This window comes from Streptomyces rimosus subsp. rimosus, assembly GCF_000720725.1.
Taxonomy (GTDB): domain Bacteria; phylum Actinomycetota; class Actinomycetes; order Streptomycetales; family Streptomycetaceae; genus Streptomyces; species Streptomyces rimosus_A.
Genome location: NZ_JOCQ01000012.1, coordinates 17,769 through 37,729 on the forward strand (window position 1 = coordinate 17,769; position 19,961 = coordinate 37,729).

The 19,961-nt window shown below is 72.2% G+C and carries 16 protein-coding genes and 1 pseudogene; 7 read left to right on the forward strand and 10 right to left on the reverse strand.

Translation table 11 applies throughout. From position 1 onward, the window contains the following. Positions 1–25 precede the first annotated feature (25 nt). The 3 genes from IH45_RS0108885 (at position 26) to IH45_RS0108895 (ending at position 2,760) form a co-directional block, all read left to right on the forward strand. Positions 26–1,882, forward strand: coding sequence for an ABC transporter ATP-binding protein (locus IH45_RS0108885; RefSeq protein ID WP_030664048.1), 1,857 nt, complete (start codon positions 26–28; stop codon positions 1,880–1,882). Positions 1,883–1,964: 82 nt separating this feature from the next. After that, a complete protein-coding gene (locus IH45_RS0108890; RefSeq protein WP_030664052.1) occupies positions 1,965–2,327 on the forward strand; it encodes a DoxX family protein in 363 nt (120 codons plus the stop codon). 10 nt (positions 2,328–2,337) lie between these two features. Then, complete coding sequence (locus tag IH45_RS0108895; RefSeq protein ID WP_030664054.1) at positions 2,338–2,760, forward strand: ASCH domain-containing protein; 423 nt, start codon at positions 2,338–2,340, stop codon at positions 2,758–2,760. Positions 2,761–2,777: 17 nt separating this feature from the next. Here IH45_RS0108895 and IH45_RS0108900 read toward each other — a convergent pair whose 3' ends face one another. Continuing rightward, on the reverse strand, positions 2,778–3,953 hold the full coding sequence (locus tag IH45_RS0108900) for an SGNH/GDSL hydrolase family protein (RefSeq protein ID WP_030664068.1): 1,176 nt from the start codon (positions 3,951–3,953) through the stop codon (positions 2,778–2,780). Between the two features lie 316 nt (positions 3,954–4,269). Between IH45_RS0108900 and IH45_RS0108905 the strand changes: the two genes are divergently transcribed. Then, complete coding sequence (locus IH45_RS0108905) at positions 4,270–5,340, forward strand: hypothetical protein (RefSeq protein ID WP_234440467.1); 1,071 nt, start codon at positions 4,270–4,272, stop codon at positions 5,338–5,340. A gap of 42 nt (positions 5,341–5,382) precedes the next feature. Here the strand turns inward: IH45_RS0108905 and lacZ are convergent, their stop codons facing one another. The 4 genes from lacZ to IH45_RS0108925 form a co-directional block, all read right to left on the reverse strand. Further along, positions 5,383–8,559: a beta-galactosidase, LacZ type gene (gene lacZ, locus IH45_RS0108910; protein WP_030664074.1), complete on the reverse strand. Its 3,177-nt coding sequence runs from the start codon at positions 8,557–8,559 to the stop codon at positions 5,383–5,385. Between the two features lie 113 nt (positions 8,560–8,672). Further along, positions 8,673–9,311, reverse strand: a complete 639-nt coding sequence (locus tag IH45_RS0108915; RefSeq protein WP_030664076.1) for a LutC/YkgG family protein — start codon at positions 9,309–9,311, stop codon at positions 8,673–8,675. Beyond that, positions 9,308–10,783: a lactate utilization protein B gene (locus IH45_RS0108920; protein ID WP_030664079.1), complete on the reverse strand. Its 1,476-nt coding sequence runs from the start codon at positions 10,781–10,783 to the stop codon at positions 9,308–9,310. Before IH45_RS0108920 ends, IH45_RS0108915 begins: the two co-directional genes overlap by 4 nt. Beyond that, positions 10,780–11,577, reverse strand: coding sequence for a (Fe-S)-binding protein (locus IH45_RS0108925; RefSeq protein ID WP_030664084.1), 798 nt, complete (start codon positions 11,575–11,577; stop codon positions 10,780–10,782). Before IH45_RS0108925 ends, IH45_RS0108920 begins: the two co-directional genes overlap by 4 nt. 122 nt (positions 11,578–11,699) lie before the next feature. Here IH45_RS0108925 and IH45_RS0108930 point away from each other — a divergent pair, with 122 nt between their 5' ends. After that, on the forward strand, positions 11,700–13,016 hold the full coding sequence (locus IH45_RS0108930; protein WP_030664087.1) for an MFS transporter: 1,317 nt from the start codon (positions 11,700–11,702) through the stop codon (positions 13,014–13,016). Positions 13,017–13,086: 70 nt separating this feature from the next. On the opposite strand, the gene IH45_RS0108935 is transcribed toward IH45_RS0108930, so the two are convergent. From IH45_RS0108935 to IH45_RS0108950, 4 genes are all read right to left on the reverse strand, one after another. After that, positions 13,087–14,208 (reverse strand): methyltransferase, encoded by a 1,122-nt coding sequence (locus tag IH45_RS0108935; RefSeq protein ID WP_463607444.1) that lies wholly within the window; start codon positions 14,206–14,208, stop codon positions 13,087–13,089. 101 nt (positions 14,209–14,309) lie between these two features. Beyond that, on the reverse strand, positions 14,310–14,783 hold the full coding sequence (locus IH45_RS0108940) for a hypothetical protein (protein WP_050514669.1): 474 nt from the start codon (positions 14,781–14,783) through the stop codon (positions 14,310–14,312). A 17-nt stretch (positions 14,784–14,800) separates the two neighbouring features. Then, entirely contained in the window at positions 14,801–16,246 is a 1,446-nt protein-coding gene (locus tag IH45_RS0108945) for a DUF1996 domain-containing protein (RefSeq protein ID WP_030664095.1), read from the reverse strand. A 209-nt stretch (positions 16,247–16,455) separates the two neighbouring features. Beyond that, positions 16,456–17,022, reverse strand: coding sequence for a DUF4142 domain-containing protein (locus IH45_RS0108950; RefSeq protein WP_324607925.1), 567 nt, complete (start codon positions 17,020–17,022; stop codon positions 16,456–16,458). A 507-nt stretch (positions 17,023–17,529) separates the two neighbouring features. Here IH45_RS0108950 and IH45_RS0108955 point away from each other — a divergent pair. Further along, positions 17,530–18,216 carry a hypothetical protein gene (locus IH45_RS0108955; RefSeq protein WP_030664101.1) on the forward strand — a complete coding sequence of 229 codons (687 nt, stop codon included), beginning with the start codon at positions 17,530–17,532 and terminating at the stop codon, positions 18,214–18,216. Positions 18,217–18,410: 194 nt separating this feature from the next. Here the strand turns inward: IH45_RS0108955 and IH45_RS0108960 are convergent. Next, positions 18,411–18,836 (reverse strand): annotated as a pseudogene (locus tag IH45_RS0108960) (pyridine nucleotide-disulfide oxidoreductase); the annotation flags it as partial. A gap of 274 nt (positions 18,837–19,110) precedes the next feature. Between IH45_RS0108960 and IH45_RS1000000148640 the strand changes: the two are divergent. Then, positions 19,111–19,530 carry a hypothetical protein gene (locus IH45_RS1000000148640; protein ID WP_158812979.1) on the forward strand — a complete coding sequence of 140 codons (420 nt, stop codon included), beginning with the start codon at positions 19,111–19,113 and terminating at the stop codon, positions 19,528–19,530. The last annotated feature ends 431 nt before the right edge of the window (positions 19,531–19,961 follow it).

Genomic DNA, 19,961 nt, shown 5'->3' on the forward strand with positions numbered 1-19,961 from the left:
TCCCGTACCGCCTCCGAAGGAGCCCATGCGCCCCGACGAACCCCAGTGGACCCCGCCGCCCCGGGACCCGGACCAGCCGGCCCAGGTGCGGCGCATCCTCGCCCTCTTCCGCCCCTACCGCGGCCGGCTGGCCACGGTGGGCCTGCTGGTGGCCGCCTCCTCGCTGGTCTCGGTCGCCTCCCCGTTCCTGCTCCGCGCCGTCCTGGACGTGGCGATCCCCGAACGCCGCACCGGCCTGCTGACCCTGCTCGCCGCCGGCATGATCACCACCGCCGTGCTGACCAGCGTCTTCGGCGTCCTGCAGACACTGATCTCGACCACCGTCGGCCAGCGCGTCATGCACGACCTGCGCACCGCCGTCTACGCCAAGCTCCAGCGCATGCCGCTGGCGTTCTTCACCCGCACCCGCACCGGCGAGGTGCAGTCCCGCATCGCCAACGACATCGGCGGCATGCAGGCCACCGTCACCTCCACCGCGACCTCCCTGGTCTCCAACCTGACCTCGGTGGTCGCCACCGTCGTCGCCATGATCGCCCTCGACTGGCGGCTGACCCTGGTCTCCCTGCTGCTGCTCCCGCTCTTCGTCTGGATCAGCCGCCGGGTCGGCAACGAGCGCAAGAAGATCACCACGGCGCGGCAGAAGCAGATGGCCGCGATGTCCGCCATGGTCACCGAATCGCTGTCGGTCAGCGGCATCCTGCTCGGCCGCACCATGGGCCGCGCCGACTCGCTCACGAAGAACTTCGCCACCGAGTCCGAGCGGCTGGTCGGCCTGGAGGTCCGCGCCAACATGGCCGGCCGCTGGCGGATGGCCACGATCGGCATCGTCATGGCCGCCATGCCCGCCCTCATCTACTGGTCGGCCGGACTCGTCCTCCAGATCGGCGGGCCCGAGTTCTCCCTCGGCACCCTCGTCGCCTTCGTCACGCTCCAGCAGGGCCTGCTGCGCCCCACCGTCTCGCTGCTGTCCACCGGCGTGCAGATGCAGACCTCGATCGCACTCTTCCAGCGCATCTTCGAATACCTCGACCTGCCGGTGGCCATCACCGAACCGGCGCACCCGGTACGCCTGGCCGAGCCGCGCGGCGAGATCCGCTTCGAGGACGTGACGTTTGCGTACGACAGCCCGGAGGGCGGGCCCGGGGCCGCGCCCGCCTCCGCCACCCTGCGCGACATCGACCTGGCCGTCCCGGCCGGCACCAGCCTCGCCGTCGTCGGGGCGACCGGCAGCGGCAAGAGCACCCTCAGCTACCTGGTGCCGCGGCTGTACGACGTGACGGCGGGCCGCGTCACCCTGGACGGCGTCGACGTCCGCGACCTGGACTTCGACTCCCTCGCCCGCGCGGTCGGCGTGGTCTCCCAGGAGACCTACCTCTTCCACGCCTCGGTCGCCGACAACCTCCGCTTCGCCAAGCCGGACGCCACCGACGACGAACTGGAGGCCGCCGCCCGCGCGGCCCAGATCCACGACCACATCGCGGCCCTGCCGGACGGCTACGACACCCTTGTGGGTGAGCGCGGCCACCGCTTCTCCGGCGGTGAGAAGCAGCGGCTCGCCATCGCCCGGACGATCCTGCGCGACCCGCCCGTCCTCGTCCTCGACGAGGCCACCAGCGCGCTGGACACCCGTACGGAACACGCGGTGCAGCAGGCCATGGACGCGCTTTCCAAGGGCCGTACGACGATCACCATCGCGCACCGCCTGTCCACCGTCCGCGACGCCGACCAGATCGTCGTCCTCGACGCGGGCCGCATCGCCGAACGCGGCACCCACGGCGAACTCCTCGCCGCCGACGGCCGGTACGCGGCCCTGGTACGGCGTGACGCACACCTCGCCCCCAACGGTGATCAGCCCCTGTCCGCCGACCTGACGCATGGGTAAGGTCGGCTCCGACCGCACCGGACCGACCCTGGGAGCGCCCGTGGCAGCCGCCGATCGCACCACCGACCGTTCCGCCCTGACGATGGCCCGGATGCTCGGCGGCATGGGGGCGCTCCACTTCCTCGCCCCCAAGCCGTTCGACGCGATCGTGCCGCGCGCGCTGCCCGGCTCCCCGCGCACCTGGACGTACGCCAGCGGCGCCGCGGAGCTGGCGGTCGCCGCCGCGGTGGCCCTGCCGCGCACCCGCCGGGCCGGCGCGCTGGCCGCCGCCGGCCTGTTCGCCGCCGTCTTCCCCGCCAACATCAAGATGGCCCGCGACTGGCGCCACCGCCCCGCGCCCCTCAGGGCCATCGCCTACGGCCGCCTCCCGCTCCAACTCCCCATGGTGGCCTGGGCCCTCCACACGGCCCGCACCGCGCCCCGCCCCGGAACCCCGGCCCTCTGATCTGATCCACATGCCTTCCCACGAGCCCCTGCCCCGCTTCGAGTTCGCCTTCCCGGGCCCCCTGCGGGACCGTCTCGTAGCCGCCGTCCTATCCGGCGCCAAGACCACCACCACGGGCCTGCTGGCCGATTACGAACACCAGGGCGACCCCCTCCCGCAGGCAGGCGAGCGCTACCAGGTCCCCGACTCCGACGGCCACCCCGTAGCCGTCATCGAGCTGACGGACGTACGCGTGCTGCGCCTGGCCGACGTGGATCGGCAACACGCCGTGGACGAGGGCGAGGGCCACGAAACGTTGGCGGACTGGCGTGCCGATCACGAGACCTTCTGGCACAGCCGGGAAATGCGCGAGGCTCTGGGGGATCCGGGATTCGGCGTCGATGACGACACGCTGGTCGTGACCCAGCGGTTCCGGGTAGCCGAGAGCCTGTAGGGCGATGAGGGACGCGCTCAGAGCGCCTCCGGATCCACCACCCCCGCCATCACCCGGTACCCCGCGTCATTCGGATGCTTGTGGTCGCCGCTGTCGTACGCGGGCAGCATGGCGTACGGGTTGGACGGGTCGGCGAGGGCGGTGGCGAAGTCGGCCACCGCGTCGAAGGCGCCGGAGTCGCGTATCCAGGTGTTGATCTCCCGGCGCTTCGCCTCGGAGGCAGGGGTGTGGTACTCGGCGCCCTCGAAGGGCAGGAGCGTGCCGCCGATGACCCGTACCCCGGCCGCGTGGGCCTGGGCGATCAGGTCGCGGTAGCCGGCGACGACCGCTTCGGCGGACCGCTCGGGGTTCGGACGGTACGTCGGGTACGCGGCCGGGTCCACCTCGCTGAAGCCGATGTCGTTGAGGCCGGCGAGCACGATGACGGTCCGTACCCCGGGCTTGTCGAGAACGTCCCGCCGGAAGCGCGCACCGGCCCGTTCGCCGAACCACGGTGCGTCGCCGAGCAGCAGGTTTCCCCCGATTCCGGCGTTGAGCACCGGGCGCGCCAGGCCTGCCGCGGCCAGCCGTTCGGCGAGTGCGTCCGGGTAGCGGTGGTCGGTGTCGGCGGTGGAGGAGAAGCCGTCGGTGATCGAGTCGCCGAACGCCACCACGGTGTCCCGGCGGGCCGGGCCGCCGGCCAGTTCCACGTCGGCGAGGACGTACCAGGAGACCGTGGTCTCGGTGAAGACCACCGGGTCGGCGGCGGTCAGCTGGTCGCCCGCGGCGCGGTAGGCGGTGGTGAACGCCTGGGCGTGGAAGGTGACGGGGCCGGTCGGCCGTGCGAAGTACAGGCTCACCGTCAGTTTGTCGAAGGGAGCCGCGCGTACCTCGGCCGCGTCGCTCCAGATCTCGCCGCCGGCCGGGATGCGGACGGATTCGGCGCCCGCGAAGGTCAGGCGGCGCGTGGTTCCCGCCCGGACGGCGGCTCCCCGGTCCGTACGGGCGAGGGTGGCGCCGGTGACCTCCAGAGGGGCGGTGCCGTAGCGGTTGGAGAGCTTCACCCGGGCCGCGGTGCCGGAGCCGGTGACCCGGACGATCTGACGCACCGTCTGGTCGGCGAATCCCTCCTCGGCCCAGTTCTTGTCGAAACCGCTGCTGGGGCGCTGGACGGCGGCGCTCCAGCCGGCCTGCCACCCGGTGGTGTCGTTCATGACGGTCGCTCGCTTTCTTCCGTTGACTCGGTGATCAGGAGTCTGCCGATCGGGCGCGCGGCCACCCAGCCCCTTGGGCTGCGTACGCACCGGATGCCTACCAACGCCGGGGTCACCCTGCGGCCGAAGGCGGGAGCCGGGGGTGGCGAGCGGGTGAGAGGCGCGGCGCCGCCCGGCCGGTCGAAGTTGGCGCGATCTTGATCGTGATAAGGCAGGCAGTGTGCCGAGCGGCGTTTCACCCGATCACACCCGGCAAGGCGCACGACGCAACCACCTCACGCCACAGCACCCACCCCTACGCACCCACGGAGGCGACGTGGTCGACAGCGCACCCGGCCTGCCCACGGCGGACGACGCGCACCCGGCGGCCCGGCGGGCGGCCCGCGCACCCACCGGCACGACCCGGCCGGGCGGACACGCGGTGCGCGAGCCGGGCCGCCGCGGCGTCCTGGCCGCCACCGCGGCGGCCGGCCTCGGCCTCCTCACGGCCTGCGCCGGGAAGGCGGACGGCGACGCGTCACCGCCCGGCGCGGCGCCTCCCCGTACCGCCGGAGCCACGCCCGGCCGCTCGACCGGGCCCACCAGGAAGCGGCCCCAGCTGCCGCGCGGCGGGCGGCAGCTGTTCCCCCGTCATCAGCTCGCCGGTTTCTGCGGGCTGCCGGGATTCGCGGCCCTCGGCCGCCTCGGCACCGGCGACCTGGACGACCGCGCCCGGGAGATCGAGAAGCTGGCCCACACCTACGCGGGCGACCGCGAGCCGCTGCCCGTCCTGGAACTGCTGGCGGTGGTCGCCAACGCCGAAGCGGGGCCCGACGGCACCTATCGGTCCCGTACCGACGCCGATATCGTCCGTCGCTTCCACGCGGCCGCGCGCAAGCACCGTGCGCTGCTGCTCCTGAACATCCAGCCGGGCCGCGCCTCGCCCCTGGGCGAGGTCAAGGCGCTGCGCGAATGGCTGGTGCACCCGGACGTGGGCATCGCCATGGACCCCGAATGGGAGATGGGCCCCGGCGAGACGCCCGGCGACACCTACGGGAGCACCGACGGCCGCGAACTCACCGAGATCGCCCGCTACCTCTCCGGCCTGGTCCGCGAGCACGACCTGCCGGAGAAGCCCTTCATCTTCCACCAGGTGGCCTCCTCGGTGGTGCGGGACCAGCACGCGTTCCGGCCGCAGCCCGGCGTCGCCGCCGTCAAGTGCGCCGACGGCATCGGCTCGCCGGGCCTGAAGCGGGAGACCTGGAACCACCTGGTCACCGACCTGCCCAAGGGGATGCACACCGGCTTCAAGCTCTTCTACGACGAGGACCCCAAGGGCAGCCGCCTGATGACCCACAAAGAGGTCCTGGCCCTGCGCCCGCAGCCCGAGTACGTGATGTACGAGTAGGCGCCCCCGCCGTGGCGGAACGGGGGCGCCGCTCGCCCCACTTCACGCAGGCCGCAGCCGGTACGCGTAGCTGTAGGCCCGGTCGGCACGCAGCAGGTACGCGTCCAGCGGCGGCGCGCCCCACGAGTCGTTCCCGCCGACGCCCATCTGCCGGTGGTTGACGCCGAGGACCGTCTCGGGGCGCCGCTTCAGCTCGTACGGGTGCTCGTGCCGCTCGCTCTCCAGGTCGGACGGCGCGTAGTGCAGGGCGCTCAGCTCCAGCAGCGGCGCGCCGTCGCCCGGCTCCGCGCGCACGGTCAGCCCCGTACCGTCGCGGCCGGTCAGCGAGGCACTGCGCACATCGGTCACATTGCCGGTCTGCTGCGGCCGGACATACGGGCCGAACTGGGCGTCGACGCTGCTGCGGTACCGGCCGACGAACGCCGCCGTGCGCCGGTCCCAGTAGTTCTCGTGCGGCCCCCGCCCGTACCAGCTCAAGGTCTCCAGCCCGGCCGGTACGGTCAGCAGCGCGCCCACCATCGGCAGGTCGGGCAGCCGGTGGCCCGGCGTGAGCGTGTGCCGCACCCGTACCTCGCCGTCACCGCGCACGGTGAAGACGGTGTGCCAGCCGGAGGCGGAGGGCCACGTGGGCAGCTCGGCCGTGACCTCGATGGTCACCTCGGAGTCGGACGGCCGCGCGGCCCGCACCCGCGTCACGGTGCGCTTGGCGCCCGCCTCGCGCCAGGTGCGCAGCGACTTGTGCGCGTCACGGCCGATGTCGTTGTCCGTGGGCCCGCGCCAGAAGTTGGGCACCGGCCCGGCGGTCAGCAGCGCCCGTCCGCGGTGGCGGTAGGCCGACAGGGTGCCGCTCGCCTTGTCCAGGACGAGTTCGAGGTCGCGCCCGGTGACGGTGACCGCCCGGTCCGACTCGGTGAGGCGGAGCGGCGGCAGTCCGGCGGGGGAGGGCTCGGCGGGCGCGGGGGTGCGCCAGGGCAGCGCGAGCTGTTCGGCGGCGACGGTGTGGCCCGCGTCCGCCCAAGGGGACGGGTGCCGCAGTACGAAGGCGAGGTTCAGCCAGTACTCGGCTCCGGGGGCGGGCCGTTCGGGCCGGGTGAAGGGAATCCGTACGGTCGTCTCCCGGCCGGGCGCGGTCTGCGGCGCGGGCAGCGTGCCGTGCTCGGTCCGCTCGCCGTCGCGGGTGACCTCCCAGCGCAGCTCGTAGCCGTCCAGGCCCAGGAACAGCTGCCGGTTGGCGATCCGTACCGTACCGGCGGCGAGGTCGGCGGCGGACATCCGGACGGCCTGGTAGACCTTCTTGACCTCGTGGATGGCCGGGTGCAGCACGCGGTCGGCGGAGACGATGCCGTTGCAGCTGAAGTTCCAGTCGGTCGGGTAGCCGGGGTGCCAGTCGCCGCCGTAGGAGAGGTATGTGCGGTGCGGGTCGCCGGGGACGGGCCGGCGGATGGCCTGGTCGACGAAGTCCCAGATGAAGCCGCCGTGCAGGTTCGGGTAGCGCTCGAAGACGTCCCAGTACTCCTGGAAGTTGCCGGTGCTGTTGCCCATGGAGTGCGCGTACTCGCACAGGAGGAACGGCTTGGGGTTGCCGGACTTCCCGTAGCGCTCGACCTCGTCCGGCTTGGCGTACATCCGGCTCTCGATGTCGGCGACCGCGTTCATGCCCTCGTAGTGCACCGGCCGGGACGGATCGCGGCGGTGCGTCCAGTCCGCCATGGCCCGGAAGGTGCTGCCCTGGCCCGCCTCGTTGCCCAGCGACCACACCACGACGGACGGGTGGTTCTTGTCCCGCTCGACCATCGACCGCATCCGGTCCAGGCAGGCGTCGGTCCACTCCGGCAGGCTGCCGGGCAGCCGGTCGCGGACCCCGTGCGACTCCAGGTTCGCCTCGCCGACGACGTACAGGCCGTACTCGTCGCACAGCTCCAGCCAGCGCGGATCGGCCGGGTAGTGGGAGGTGCGGACGGCGTTGATGTTGTGCTGCTTCATGATGCGGATGTCCTGGAGCATCCGCTCCTCGGGCACCGCCTGCCCGTGGTCGGGGTCGGTCTCGTGCCGGTTGACGCCGCGGAAGACGACTGGCCGCCCGTTGACGGCGAGCGTGCCGGGCCCGTACGCGACGGACCGGAAGCCCACCCGGGTGCTCTGCACGTCCACGATGCGTCCGGCCGGATCGGTGAGGGTGAGCACGAGCGTGTAGAGGTACGGGGTCTCGGCGGACCACAGGTGCGGGGCGCGGACGGTGGCCTTCGGCTCGACCGTGGCCTCCGGCCGGCCGCCGAAGCGGACTTCGGCGGTCAGCGGCGCGGGCAGCGCGGGCCGCCCCCGCTCGTCGTACAGCTCCGCTCTCAGCCGGTGCCCGCCCGCCGCAGCGCCCCGGTTGCGTACGGTCGCGGACACGGTCAGTTCCGCGTCGCGGTGCGCGGCGTCGAGAGCGGTGCGTACGTGCAGGTCCTGGAGGTGCACCGGGGCGATGGAGTACAGGTACACGTCGCGGAAGATCCCGGAGAGGTCGATCATGTCCTGGTCCTCCAGCCAGCTGCCGTCGGACCACCGGTAGACCTCGACGGCCAGGACGTTCCTGCCGGGCCGCAGCCGCTCGGTGACGTCGAACTCGGCCGGGGTGTAGCTGTCCTCGCTGTAGCCGACCCGCTCGCCGTTGACCCACACGAAGAACGCGGACTTCACGCCCTGGAAGGAGAGCAGCGTACGGCGGCCGTCCCAGCTCTCGGGGACGGTGAAGGCGCGCCGGTAGGAGCCGACCGGGTTGAACCCGTGCGGGACGTGCGGCGGTTGCGGGTCCTCGTACCCGATCCACGGGTACTTGACGTTGAGGTAGATCGGCTCCGGATAGCCCTCGATCTCCCAGTTGGAGGGCACGGTGATGTGGTCCCAGCCGCTGTCGTCGTACCGGGGCGCGAAGAAGTCGCGGGGCCGCTCGTCGGGGTTCTTGGACCAGTGGAAGCGCCAACTGCCGTCCAGGGAGCGGTAGTACGGGGACGCGCGGAACTCGCCGGCCCGTGCGGCCCGGGTGTCGCCGTACGGGACCAGGCGGGTACGGGCCGGTTCCCGGTTGACCTGGAAGATCCGCGGGGCGGCGTCCCACTCCCCACCGGCAGCGGAGGAGGCGGCGAAGGCCCGTTTCTGTGCGGCGAACGCGGCCCACCCGGCCAGCGCGGCGCCGGTGGCGAGGAAGGACCGGCGGTCGATGCGACGTACGTTCATGGAAACAGCTCCGAACGCAAGGCAACAGGAAGCGCCAGGGTCGAACAGCAAGGGGCGCAACACAAGACGCCCTTCACGCCACTTCCCGCACCCGGCCCCCGGGCCCGCTCGCCTTACTCCGAGAGCAGTACGACCTCCAGCTTCCGCGGCCCGTGCACCCCTTCCACCCGGTCCAGCTCGATGTCACTGGTCGCCGACGGACCCGAGATCCACGTCAACGGCCGCGTCGGGTCGAGCCGTTCGAGCGCCTGCGGCACCGAGTCGACGACCTGGTCCGGGACCCGGACGACACAGACGTGGTGATCGGGGATGAGCGAGATCCGGCGGCGCCCCTGGTCGGGCGAGCCGTCCAGCACGATCGTGCCGGTCTCCGCGATCGCCACCGCACAGCCGGTGACGACACTGCCCACCGCGTCGAGTCCGCGCGTGGTGCTCGCCGCCCGGTCGTGGATACGGGTGGGGTCGGCGGCGGCCATCCACCACGGGTCCAGCCCGGGCGGTACGAGCACCGTCTGCGAGCCGCTGACCAGGCGCGTGATCAGCATGTGCACGTCGTCCTCGGCGCAGTGGTGCACCACCGCCCGGTACTCCTCCAGATTCTCCGCCAGCAGCGCCACCCGCTCCTCGTCCGTACGGGAGCCATGGGCGCGCAGGTAGTCGCGCGGCACCGGCGGGTCCTCGGGCCCCTCGCCGCGCGGTACGTCCGCCAGCGCCCGGCGCACCCGCGCCAGCACCACATCCCGGCTGCTCACTTGCCCCGCTCCTCTCCACGCGTACGCCGCCACCAGTCGCGGAAGGACTCGGCCGGCACCGGCGGCAGGTCCCGGGTGTCCGACCAGGCGTGCCCGGGGCCCGGCAGCCGGCGCGGATGCAGCCGCCGCGTGCGGCCCGCCAGCCGCTGGCCCGCCCGCAGCACCCCGGGGTGATCGAAGGCGAACCCCGCCGCGCGCATCGCGGCCCGCTCGGCAGCGTGCCCCTTGGCCGGCTTGAGGACGGTCTTCACCCCGCGCCGCGTCACCTTGCCGCCCTGCACCACCCGCTCCCGCAGGTGCACCAGCACCTCCGGGATGTCGATGGCCACCGGGCACACCTCGTAACAGGCGCCGCACAGCGACGACGCGTACGGCAGCGAGGCGTCCAGCTCACTCGCCGTACCGCGCAGCTGCGGGGTGAGGATCGCGCCGATCGGGCCCGGATACGCCGAGCCGTATGCGTGCCCGCCGGCCCGCTCGTACACCGGGCAGACGTTCAGGCAGGCCGAGCAGCGGATGCAGCGCAGCGCCTGGCGCCCCACCGTGTCGGCGAGGGTGTCGGTGCGCCCGTTGTCCAGCAGCACGAGGTGGAAGGTGCGCGGGCCGTCCCCGTCCGTCGTCCCGGTCCACATCGAGGTGTACGGGTTCATCCGCTCGGCGGTCGAGGAGCGGGGCAGCAGCTGGAGGAAGATCTCCAGGTCCTGCCAGGTGGGCACCACCTTCTCGATGCCGACGACGGAGATCAGCGTCTCCGGCAGCGTCAGGCACATCCGGCCGTTGCCCTCGGACTCCACGACGACGAGCGTGCCGGTCTCCGCCACCATGAAGTTGGCGCCCGAGATGCCGACCTTGGCGTCCAGGAACTTCTCGCGCAGGTGCAGCCGCGCCGCCTCCGCCAGCTCGCCCGGCGCGTCGGACAGCCCCTCGGGCGCCGGGCGGCCCCAACGGCCCATCCGCTCGCGGAAGATGTCCCGGATCTCGCCGCGGTTGCGGTGGATCGCGGGCACCAGGATGTGCGACGGCAGATCGTCGCCGAGCTGCACGATCAGCTCGGCCAGGTCCGTCTCGTACGCGGTGATGCCCGCCTCGGCCAGCGCCCGGTTCAGCCCGGTCTCCTGCGTCGCCATCGACTTGACCTTGACGACCTCGCGCTCGCCGGTCTCCCGCACCAGCCGGGCGACGATGGCGTTGGCCTCGGCGGCGTCCGCCGCCCAGTGCACCTGCCCGCCGGCCGCCGCCACCGACTCCTCCAGCTGTTCCAGATAGTGGTCGAGATGGCGCAGTGTGCGGTCCTTGACGGCGGCGCCCGCGGCCCGCAGCCGCGCCCAGTCGTCCAGTTCGGCGACCGCCTTGGCGCGCTTGTCGCGGATGGTGTGGGTGGCGTACCGCAGGTTCGCGCGCAGCCGGGCGTCCTGCGTGGACGACGCGGCGGCCGCGGGAAAGGCGGGCATGCCGAGATAGGTGCCGCTCACCGCCGGCTCCCTTCCGTACCGGCCGGCTCCCGGGCACCGGCCTTGGTGGTGGCCTCCGTGGCGGCCAGGATCTCCGCGATGTGCACGGGCCGGGCCGCCGCGCCCTCGCGCCTGAGCATGCCGCCGATGTGCAGCAGACAGGAGTTGTCGACCGTGCAGACCGCTTCCGCGCCCGTCTCCCGTACGGCCCGCACCTTGTCGGCGCCCATCGCGGCCGACACCGCCGCGTTCTTCACCGCGAAGGTGCCCCCGAAGCCGCAGCATTCCTCGGCGCCCGGCAGTTCCCGCAGCTCCAGGCCCTTGACGTGCTCCAGCAGCCGCCGTGGCCGGTCGCCCAGGCGCAGCATCCGCAGGCCGTGGCAGGTGGGGTGGTAGGTGACGGTGTGCGGGTAGTACGCGCCCACGTCCGTCACCTTCAGCACATCGACCAGGAACTCGGTCAGTTCGTAGGTCTTCGGTACGGCGCTCGCCGCCGCGTCGGCCAGGTCCCGGCCGTCGCGCCCCTCGGCCGCCGCCCGCTCCGCGATCCGCGGATAGTTGTCGCGCACCATGGCCGCGCACGAGCCGGACGGGGTGACCACGTAGTCGTAGTCCCGGAAGGCCCGGTCGAAGCGGCGCACCAGCGGCTCTGTCAGATGGCGGTAGCCGGTGTTGTACTGCGGCTGGCCGCAGCAGCTCTGCTCCTCGGGGAATCCCACCTCGACACCGAGACGTTCCAGCAGCGTGATCACCGCCCGGCCGGTGTCCGGGTGGAGCGTGTCGTTGATGCAGGTGACGAACAGTGCTACACGCACGTTGCCATCTCCTTTCGGCCGTCGCGGACGCTGGCGGCGGGCCGTCTCACCGGTACATGATCACCTGTCGGCTCATCCTGCCCCAGCGGCGGGCGAAGGAGAAGGACCCGGAGCGGAGGACCATGACACGTGCGGAGCAGGCCCCGGACATAGCGAAGGCGCAAGGACCCGACGGCGCGCCACGGCGGGTGTCGCAGCTGCGGCAGCTGGCCGCGGCGTCGGTCGGCAATGCCGTGGAGTGGTACGACTGGTACGCGTACTCCTTCCTGGCCGTCTACATCGCCGACCGGGTCTTCCCCAAGGGCACCGGCAACTCCCTGGTGCCGCTGCTGTCCACCTTCGCGGTCTTCGCGGTGGGCTTCTTCATGCGCCCGATCGGCGGACTGCTGATGGGCGCGGTCGCCGACCGCCGGGGCCGCCGGGCCGCGCTGACCGTGACGATCCTCCTGATGGGCGGCGGCAGCCTGCTCGTCGCCGTCACCCCCACCTACGCGGCCACCGGCGTGCTGGCGCCGGTCGTGCTCGTCGTCGCCCGGCTCGTCCAGGGACTCTCGGTCGGCGGTGAGTTCGCCGCCTCCACCACCTTTCTCGTCGAATCGGCGGGCCCGGGGCGGCGCGGGCTGTTCTCCAGCTTCCAGTACGTCTCCACCACCGCGGGCCAGCTGCTGGCCTCCGGCACCGCCGCGCTGCTGGCGGGCGTCCTCACCGAGGACCAGATGGGGCAGTGGGGCTGGCGCGTGGTGTTCCTGATCGGCGCGGTGCTCAGCCTGATCGGCCTGTGGGTGCGCAGCGGGGCGCGCGAGACGCGCAGCGCGGAGCAGCGCGCAGCCGCCCGCCCCGGCCTCTTCGAGGCGCTGCGCCGCCACCCCCGGCAGTCCCTGCTGATTTGCGGCATCACCGCGGGCGGCACCCTCGCGTACTACACGTGGACCACCTACCTGCCCACGTACGCGCAGGTCAATGCGGGCTTCGACAAGGGCCAGGCGCTCACCGTCGGCACCCTGTCGCTGCTCTTCTTCACCGTGCTCCAGCCGCTCGGCGGCATGCTCTCGGACCGGATCGGCCGCAAGCCGCTGCTGCTCGGCTTCGCGCTGGGCTTCGCCGTGCTCGCCGTACCGCTGCTGCACCTGGTGACCGACGCGTTCTGGTCGCTGCTGCTGGTGCAGTGCGCGGGCATGGTGCTGCTGACCGGCTACACGGCGGTGGCCGCGGCCGTGAACGCCGAGGTCTTCCCGGCCCGCGTACGGGCCGCCGGCATCGGCTTCCCGTACTCCCTGACCGTGGCCCTCTTCGGCGGCACCGCGCCCTACGTGGGCACCTGGTTCAAGCAGGCCGGACACCCGGACCTCTTCCCCTGGTACGTCTCCGTGCTCTGCCTGGTCTCCTTCGTCGTCTATCTGACCCTGCCGGAGACCGCCAAGCAGAAGCTGGAGACCTGAGGCACGGTGCGCGGGCTGTCCGCGGCCCGCGCACCGCGGACCGCCCGCGTTCCGGATCACCGTCCGGGCGTCACCTGCGGGCGACGACGGCCGCGTTGGCGCCGGGCGCCTCGAACGGCACCTTGTGCACCTCGGAGAATCCGGCGTCCGTCAGCCAGGAGCTGTACTCCGCCGCCGTGTAGTTGCGGCCGCCCTCGGTCTCCACCAGCATGTTCAGGCTCATCAGGGCGGCCGGCGCGGGCCCGGTCAGATCGTCGTCCACCATCAGCTCGCTGATCACCAGGGTGCCGCCGGGCGGCAGCGCCGCACAGCACTTGTCGAGCAGCATGCGGTTGGTGTCCTCGTCCCAGTCGTGCAGGATCATCGACAGCACGATGACGTCGTGCCCGCCGGGCAGCGCGGGCTCGGCGAGGAAGTCGCCGGGGTGGGTGCCGATCCGGTCCGCGAGCCCGGCGTCGGCGATGTTGCGGTCCGCGACCGGACACACCTTCGGCAAGTCGTACACCGTCGCCTTCAGCCCCGGATGCTGCCGGCACAGCTCGATGGCGTACGCGCCGGAGCCGCCGCCCACGTCCAGCAGCCGCGTCCCGGCGGTCAGGTCCACCACCTCGCCGAGCCGCTGCGCGGTCCACGACGACAGCGCGTGCATCGCCTCCCAGAAGACGGACAGCAGCCCCGGGTCCTCGGTGTCGAACAGGTGCGGCTGCTTGTCGGGGTCCCAGGTCGTGGGCCGGTTGGTGCGCACCGCCTCGCCGAGCCGGCCCCAGCCCGGATACAGCCGCTGGTCCAGCATCCGCAGCCAGCCGCTGAAGTGGTACGGGCGCCCCGGCACCAGATAGGCGTCGGCCAGGGCCGAGTTGACGAAGCGGCCGTCCCCGCGGCGTTCCAGCAGGTCCAGCGCCGCGCAGCCGGTCAGCAGCATCCCCGCGGGCCGGGTGCCGATCTCCAGCTCCTCGGCGCATTCCTCGACCGTGCCGCCGCCCAGCCGGTCGAGCATGCCGAACAGGCCCAGCTCGTCGGCGGTGGCCAGCGTCTTGAACGCCCAGAACCCGGTGGCTAACTGCATCAGCGGAAGCGGGGACGCGGTCGGCGCGACGGGGTGCGGGGATGCCATGGGATGCCTCCAGGGATCGTTGCGGGGGTGTGCGGGGGACGTGCGGGGGACCGCACAGGGGTTCACGGACGCGAACATACGTCCGCGTCCGTGATCACTACCACCGCCGGGAGGCCGTCACACACGGAAAACGGGCACCGTGGTGCCCGTTTCCGGCTGTGCCGGGGTATTCGCCCACGTCAAGGGGCGTGATCATGCGGGGAGGAGCGGCCATGACCGCCGCCCGTTTCCACGGCACCGCCCAGGGCGGCCCGGAGCGGGGCCAGCGCGCTCCGGGACGGACCGGTGACCGACCAGCGGGTGCCGACGAGATACGTCCCCCCGTACGCCTGCGCCTCGGTCAGCCAGGCGCGCTTGTTGGCGTCACTGCTGAAGGTCAGCATGCGGAAGGTGCCGGCGCGGGTGGTGCAGCCGCCCTCGCGCAGCTCCTGGGCGTCGACGATGACTTCGGCGCGGCAGCCGAGGGCGGCGGCGATCCGCGCCATGGAGACCGGCGGACCGGTCACGCCGGGGGAGGGAGCGGCGTGCGCGGGGAGCGGGGAGTGCCGGGAGGCCGGTGCCGGGCCGCCGTTCACATACCCGGCCACGACGATCGCGCAGGACAGGCCGCCCGCCCCGACAAGGGACAGCACCGGTCCGGAGGGAAGCCGCATGCCGGAAATCCCTCCTTTCACCGGCAGTCGCGGCCGGAATTGATGCAGTCCACGGCCGTACGCATCAGCTGCTGCGGCATCACGTTGATGAAATCCCCGTGATCCGTCACCGGGTTGTGCAGCTGGTCCGGAAAACTGTCCACCGCGTACCGTGCGTTCGGGGGAACGGCATACGTCAGTCGCTGCACCAGCCGGGGAATGGCCCGGAACCCGTCGCGGCACCGCCCGTTCCCGTCCGGGAACACCACATGCGTACGGTGATTGGCGCTGTCGATGTTGCGCCCGTCCCAGCAGCTGGGAAACGCCAGCGATCGTACGACGTCGCTGCCCCGAGGGCAGACCGGGTACTTGTTCTTCAACTGCCGGTTCTCGAAACCGGTGCAGCTCCACGAGGCGTTCGCGTTGGCCGGGCCGTTCGTCAGCGCCTTCGCGTCGCCGGTGAGGTTCCGCAGGAACGGGGGCATGGCGGTGACCTTTCCCGCGCCGGTCGCGTCGAATTCCAGCGCCACCTTCGCCGGTCGGAGGATGGTGCCGACGTTGCCGTCCTGCCCGCCGCCGGGTGCGTCGGCGTCCCGTTCGCGCCCGTTGTCCCGCAGCCGCAGCACCGGCCAGTAATACGTGGACCGGTCCCCGTTGCCGCAGGTCGTACCGGCCCCGGCCAGTTTCCGGTCGGAGGAGAACGCGTCCGTCGCCAGATTGCCGACATAGTCGTGCATATGGTGGGCGCCGTTGCTGACGCCCGGTGCCACGATCAGATTGTCCGGGTTGTTGTGCCGGTTCTCGTTGCGTCCGCATTCCGAGCGGAACGACCCGGAGGCGGCGCCGCGCCCTCCTCGGCCATCATCTCGCGCATTCGGCCGTACGGTTCTGATGTCGACGAAGTCGTCGCGGAACGGGCCGTTGTCCGCGCCGTTCCCGCCCCGGGCGTCCTTGGGCGCGTTCCGCGTGGCGGCCGGATTCCCCGTCGTCGTGCGGCACGCGCTCAGCCGGTCGAGCGCGTCCGGCTGCCCGCCGGCCCGGCGCAGTGCGTCCGTGATCCGCCCGATGGTGGCCTTGCGGTCCTGCTCCAGGCCGCGCAGCACCTCGCTCTGCGTGCCGGGATCGGCCGACCACCGTCGGAACGCCTGGGCGACCTGCGCGTCCAACTTCCCCAGATCACGGTTCACTTCGGGCGCTGCAGCGGACGGAAGGCTGCGCAGCCGCTGCCCCACGTCCGGGCAGCTGATCGTCCGGCCGGCCGCTGTGCCCGTGCCGCCCGCCGTACCGCTCGACGGGGTGCCCGCCGGGGCGTCCGCACCGCCGGCCCCGGGCGTGCCGGGCCCCGCCAGCGCCTGGGCGGCGATCACCGCCGTACCACCGCACGCGGCCAGCGCCGCGAGGATCAGCGCGCCGCTCCGCTTGGAAAGGCGCGCCCTCTTGTGCGGGCGCGCCGTTCGCTCCGGTATCCGTTCCTGCCGTTTCATGTCATCACTTCGCTTCTGATCGCGGGGTGGTCCTGCGGCCGGTGCCTCTTTGCGGCGACGCGGTCTCGCGGTAATACGTGCGCCCGGCGCGGTCGTTTCACGGGGGCCGGGAATCCGCGGTTCGCGGCTGGTCGCCGGTGGCGTACACAGGGTTATCCGGACGGCTGTGCGGACGGCGTGACCGTATGCGGGCATGAGCCACTGGGTGCCTACCCTTCGGAAAATGCTGCGAAGTCGACCAGTCCGGTCTGCTCCAGGGCCGTAATGTGATCGAGCACGACGGAATTGGCGCGGGTGGCCAAATCCCGGATCATGGAATTCCGGGTGTTCGCCCGCACTTGCGCGACGAGGGAGAAGACCTTGCCGTGCGCCCGGCGCGCGAGATTGGTGAACAGCCGCTCATAGATGTCCCCTTCGGCCGCGTCGAGCTGGGCGAGCCAGCCCTGCTGCTCGGGAGTCGGCTGTCCGGGAAGCGTGATGTTCAGGGCGCGGGCCGTCTCGGCGGCACGCTGATTGAGGTCGGTGTGCCCTTCCATCAAATGCCGGCCCGCGTGCTGGACGGCCTGCCGCGTACCGCGCTGCAGCGCCTGCCGGCCCGCGGGCAGTTCCCACAGCCCGGCCTGCCGCACCTTTCTGACGAATTCCCGGTCGAGCGGTGACAGGGGGCCCGACGGTGTGTTCCACACCCCGAGCCCGTCGTCCTGCGCGGCAGGCGCGGAACTCCCGGCCGCGCTGCCGCTGCTCGCGAACAACTGCACCGGCAGCAGGATGGCCACGGCCGTCAGGGAAAGCCCGGCGACGACCAGCCCCGTACCCACCGAGAACCGCGACCGGACACTGCCGGTCACCGAACGCCGTCGTCCGACATTGCGCACAGCGCCCTCCTTCTCCAGGGATGGAACTTCTCCAGGGGCGGAACTGCTCCAGGGATGGAAAGAGGACGCTAATGCCGGGCCGGGCCGCCTCCGCGTTCTTGGCACCAAAACGACAAAGAACTGCAGTGGCTGCGGGCGGATGCCAGGGTGCGGGGCCGCGGTGGGCGGGGGCTCGGGGGCGGGACCGGGCTGTGCGAGCCGGGTTCGCTGCGCACGCCTTCCGCGCTCTCCAGGGACCCGGGACCCGAGCCCCGAGACCCGGGAAGCGTCCAGTACCTATCGGACGAACGGGTGATTAGCGGGTGTGGCCGTCACCACCGGGGCCAGGGCGTCAATACCTGTAGCAAACACAGCAACGCTGCCGGTCCGCCGTGGCCGACCGCAGCCGTATGCGAAGGAGACGCCTCCATGTCCGCACCGCGCCGCCTGTTGACCACGGCCTGTGTGACCGCGCTCGCCCTCACCGGGCCATTGGGCGGCGGATTCGCCCTGGCCACCGCCCCGGACGGCCCGCACCCGGCCCCCGCGCCCCAAGGGGAGCTGACCCGGCTGGGCAAGGGCACCGGGGACTTCTGCCTGACGCCCGGCGCCACCCGTGCCCTGGCCAAGGCGCACGTACGGCTCACCGCCATCCGCCCGGCCCGGCTCACCGGCACCCGCGAGCGCCGGTGTGTCAGCACACCGATCACCGGCGGTGCGTTCAACCGCGGCCTCACCCAGGGCGAGATGCATTTCGACGGCGGCTTCGACTTCACGCGCGGCGCCCGCCACCTGCGGGTCAACCACCTGAAGGCCGACCTCGCCACGGGCCGGGTGTCCGGAGACGTCCGGGGCGCCCGTCCGGCGAGGACGGCGTTCCTGGCGTTCAAACTGGACCGCAAGCAGGCCCGGCTCGCCTCCGGCAAGATCAACTCCGGCCGCATCGCCTTCACCCTGACGGACCAGGGCGCCGCATCCTTCCGGAGCGCCTTCGGCACCGCGCCGGTCAAGGCGGGCGACCAGCTCTTCGAGGGCGTCGGCACGGCGGAGATCCGCACAGCGCAGCCGTCGCACACGCAGCGCCCGGCTCAGCAGACGCTGGACGTATCGCAGTGACCGACTCAGCAGACACTCGACGTCTCACAGTGACCGGTTACGGACGCACTGCCGACGGCTGAACGGCAGGGACGGGCCCGACCGATGTGGGGCGGCACCCGACCGATGCGGGCCGGTACTCGACCGATGCGGGCCGGCATCCGACCGATGTCGGCCCGCATCCATACACCCGCGGGGAGACCTTCACCCCTACGTCACCTCGAAGCGGGCAGGAACACCTCCGCAGCTCCCACCTCCGCAGCTCCCACCCCCGCAGCCCCCACCCCCGCGTCCTCCTCCAGCAACCACCGAACGTCCCGCACCGCCGCACGCCCCGCGCGGTTGGCGCCGATGGTGCTGGCGGAGGGGCCGTAGCCGACAAGATGGATGCGGGGGTCCCGTACCGCGCGGGTGCCCTCCATACGGATGCCGCCGCCGGGCTCGCGCAGCTTGAGCGGGGCCAGGTGGTCGACGGCGGCGCGGAAGCCGGTGGCGTACAGGACCGTGTCCGCCTCGACGGTACGGCCGTCGGCCCAGACCGCGCCGGTCCCGGTGAGCCGGTCGAACAGCGGCAGCCGCTCCAGCACGCCGTGCTCGCGCGCCCGCCGCATGGCCTCCGTCATTGGCAGCCCGCGGACGGACGGGGCGGGTAGGGAGAATGTCCCCGTAGTGCAAGTGGCAAGGGGTGGCACGCGCCGGATGGGCGGGGAAGTGGCGCCGTGCATGGCAACATCAGCGGCTATAGACCACATGCTGACAGGGCCGCCTGTGCGGTCGAGCTGTGCGGTCGAGTCACCGTGTGCCAGCACGTGAACCGTCACTGGACCTGCGCCTTCTGTCCTCACGGTGGCACCGGGAGCTGCGCAGGCCGGGCGGCCGAAGGTTGCGGCAGAGGCCGACCGGAAGCTGCTCGGCTTGCCCGAGGGCGTGCGCGGCCAGGTGCCCGAGGGCGGGCTGTGCGAGCAGGCCGCCATCGAGGTGGAGGACTTCGCGCGGTGGCGTGAGCAAGCCCGCGCGGAGTGGGTTCGCAGCGGTGCTGCCCGCGTATCGGCTCAGACGGGCGAGGGCGAAGCCGCGCGCGGCGCGTGCGCTGAAGTCCGGCGCGGCGCCGGGGCCGCTGAAGCCGTTGGCGGCACATCGAGAGTCGCCTCGTCGGCCGCCTACGCGGAGCGTGCGCAGGGGCGGTGTGCAGCCACCATCGCCGTGAGCCCGCTGGTCAGGCTCGCCAAGGCCAGCGGGTGTTCATGCGAGCTCACCCACGCGTTTGTCCTGAGACTGGGAAAAGATAGCCGGTCTTATGCGCAAGGTCTTCCGGTACGGGAGAAAGGCCGCTAGGTTCCGGACGAACCATCCGCACATGTCATGGACCGCTCGGGCGCGAGATCCCACTTCCGGCATGGAGGTTGAACTGTGGATCGAGAGCATGCACAACTCCCTTCGGCAAGTGCTTGGATGCCTCGGGCGACACCTGAGGCGACGAAGCCCCACTTCATCTGTGGTCCAGTTACGCCGGGTCCGGCCGGCGGCGGACCCGACTGCCGTGGGCATCGCTCCTGATCTGTAGTCCGCGCATCTGGCCCGGACCTCCTTCGCGCGCCCAGGCGCGTGCTCGGGCCGGGCCGGCCACCTCACGCAAGCGTCCTCGCGGGCCACTTGTCCGACCTCAGCACCAGAGGCTCGTGTGGCCGGTATGCCCCTCGTACGCACAGCCCAAGTCGTCTATGCCGCCGTCCTCACGTGAGGTCACGGCGGGCTCACTCACAAGC

Bases quoted from the DNA above. Each gene is read 5' to 3' on its own strand.
- IH45_RS0108885 (WP_030664048.1), top strand. From the start codon at position 26: ATGCGCCCCGACGAACCCCAGTGGACCCCGCCGCCCCGGGACCCGGAC.
- IH45_RS0108945 (WP_030664095.1), bottom strand. From the start codon at position 16,246: ATGAAACGGCAGGAACGGATACCGGAGCGAACGGCGCGCCCGCACAAG.
- IH45_RS0108895 (WP_030664054.1), top strand. From the start codon at position 2,338: ATGCCTTCCCACGAGCCCCTGCCCCGCTTCGAGTTCGCCTTCCCGGGC.
- IH45_RS0108930 (WP_030664087.1), top strand. From the start codon at position 11,700: ATGACACGTGCGGAGCAGGCCCCGGACATAGCGAAGGCGCAAGGACCC.
- IH45_RS0108940 (WP_050514669.1), bottom strand. From the start codon at position 14,783: ATGCGGCTTCCCTCCGGACCGGTGCTGTCCCTTGTCGGGGCGGGCGGC.
- lacZ (WP_030664074.1), bottom strand. From the start codon at position 8,559: ATGAACGTACGTCGCATCGACCGCCGGTCCTTCCTCGCCACCGGCGCC.
- IH45_RS0108955 (WP_030664101.1), top strand. From the start codon at position 17,530: ATGTCCGCACCGCGCCGCCTGTTGACCACGGCCTGTGTGACCGCGCTC.
- IH45_RS0108900 (WP_030664068.1), bottom strand. From the start codon at position 3,953: ATGAACGACACCACCGGGTGGCAGGCCGGCTGGAGCGCCGCCGTCCAG.
- IH45_RS0108935 (WP_463607444.1), bottom strand. From the start codon at position 14,208: ATGTTCGCGTCCGTGAACCCCTGTGCGGTCCCCCGCACGTCCCCCGCA.
- IH45_RS0108890 (WP_030664052.1), top strand. From the start codon at position 1,965: ATGGCCCGGATGCTCGGCGGCATGGGGGCGCTCCACTTCCTCGCCCCC.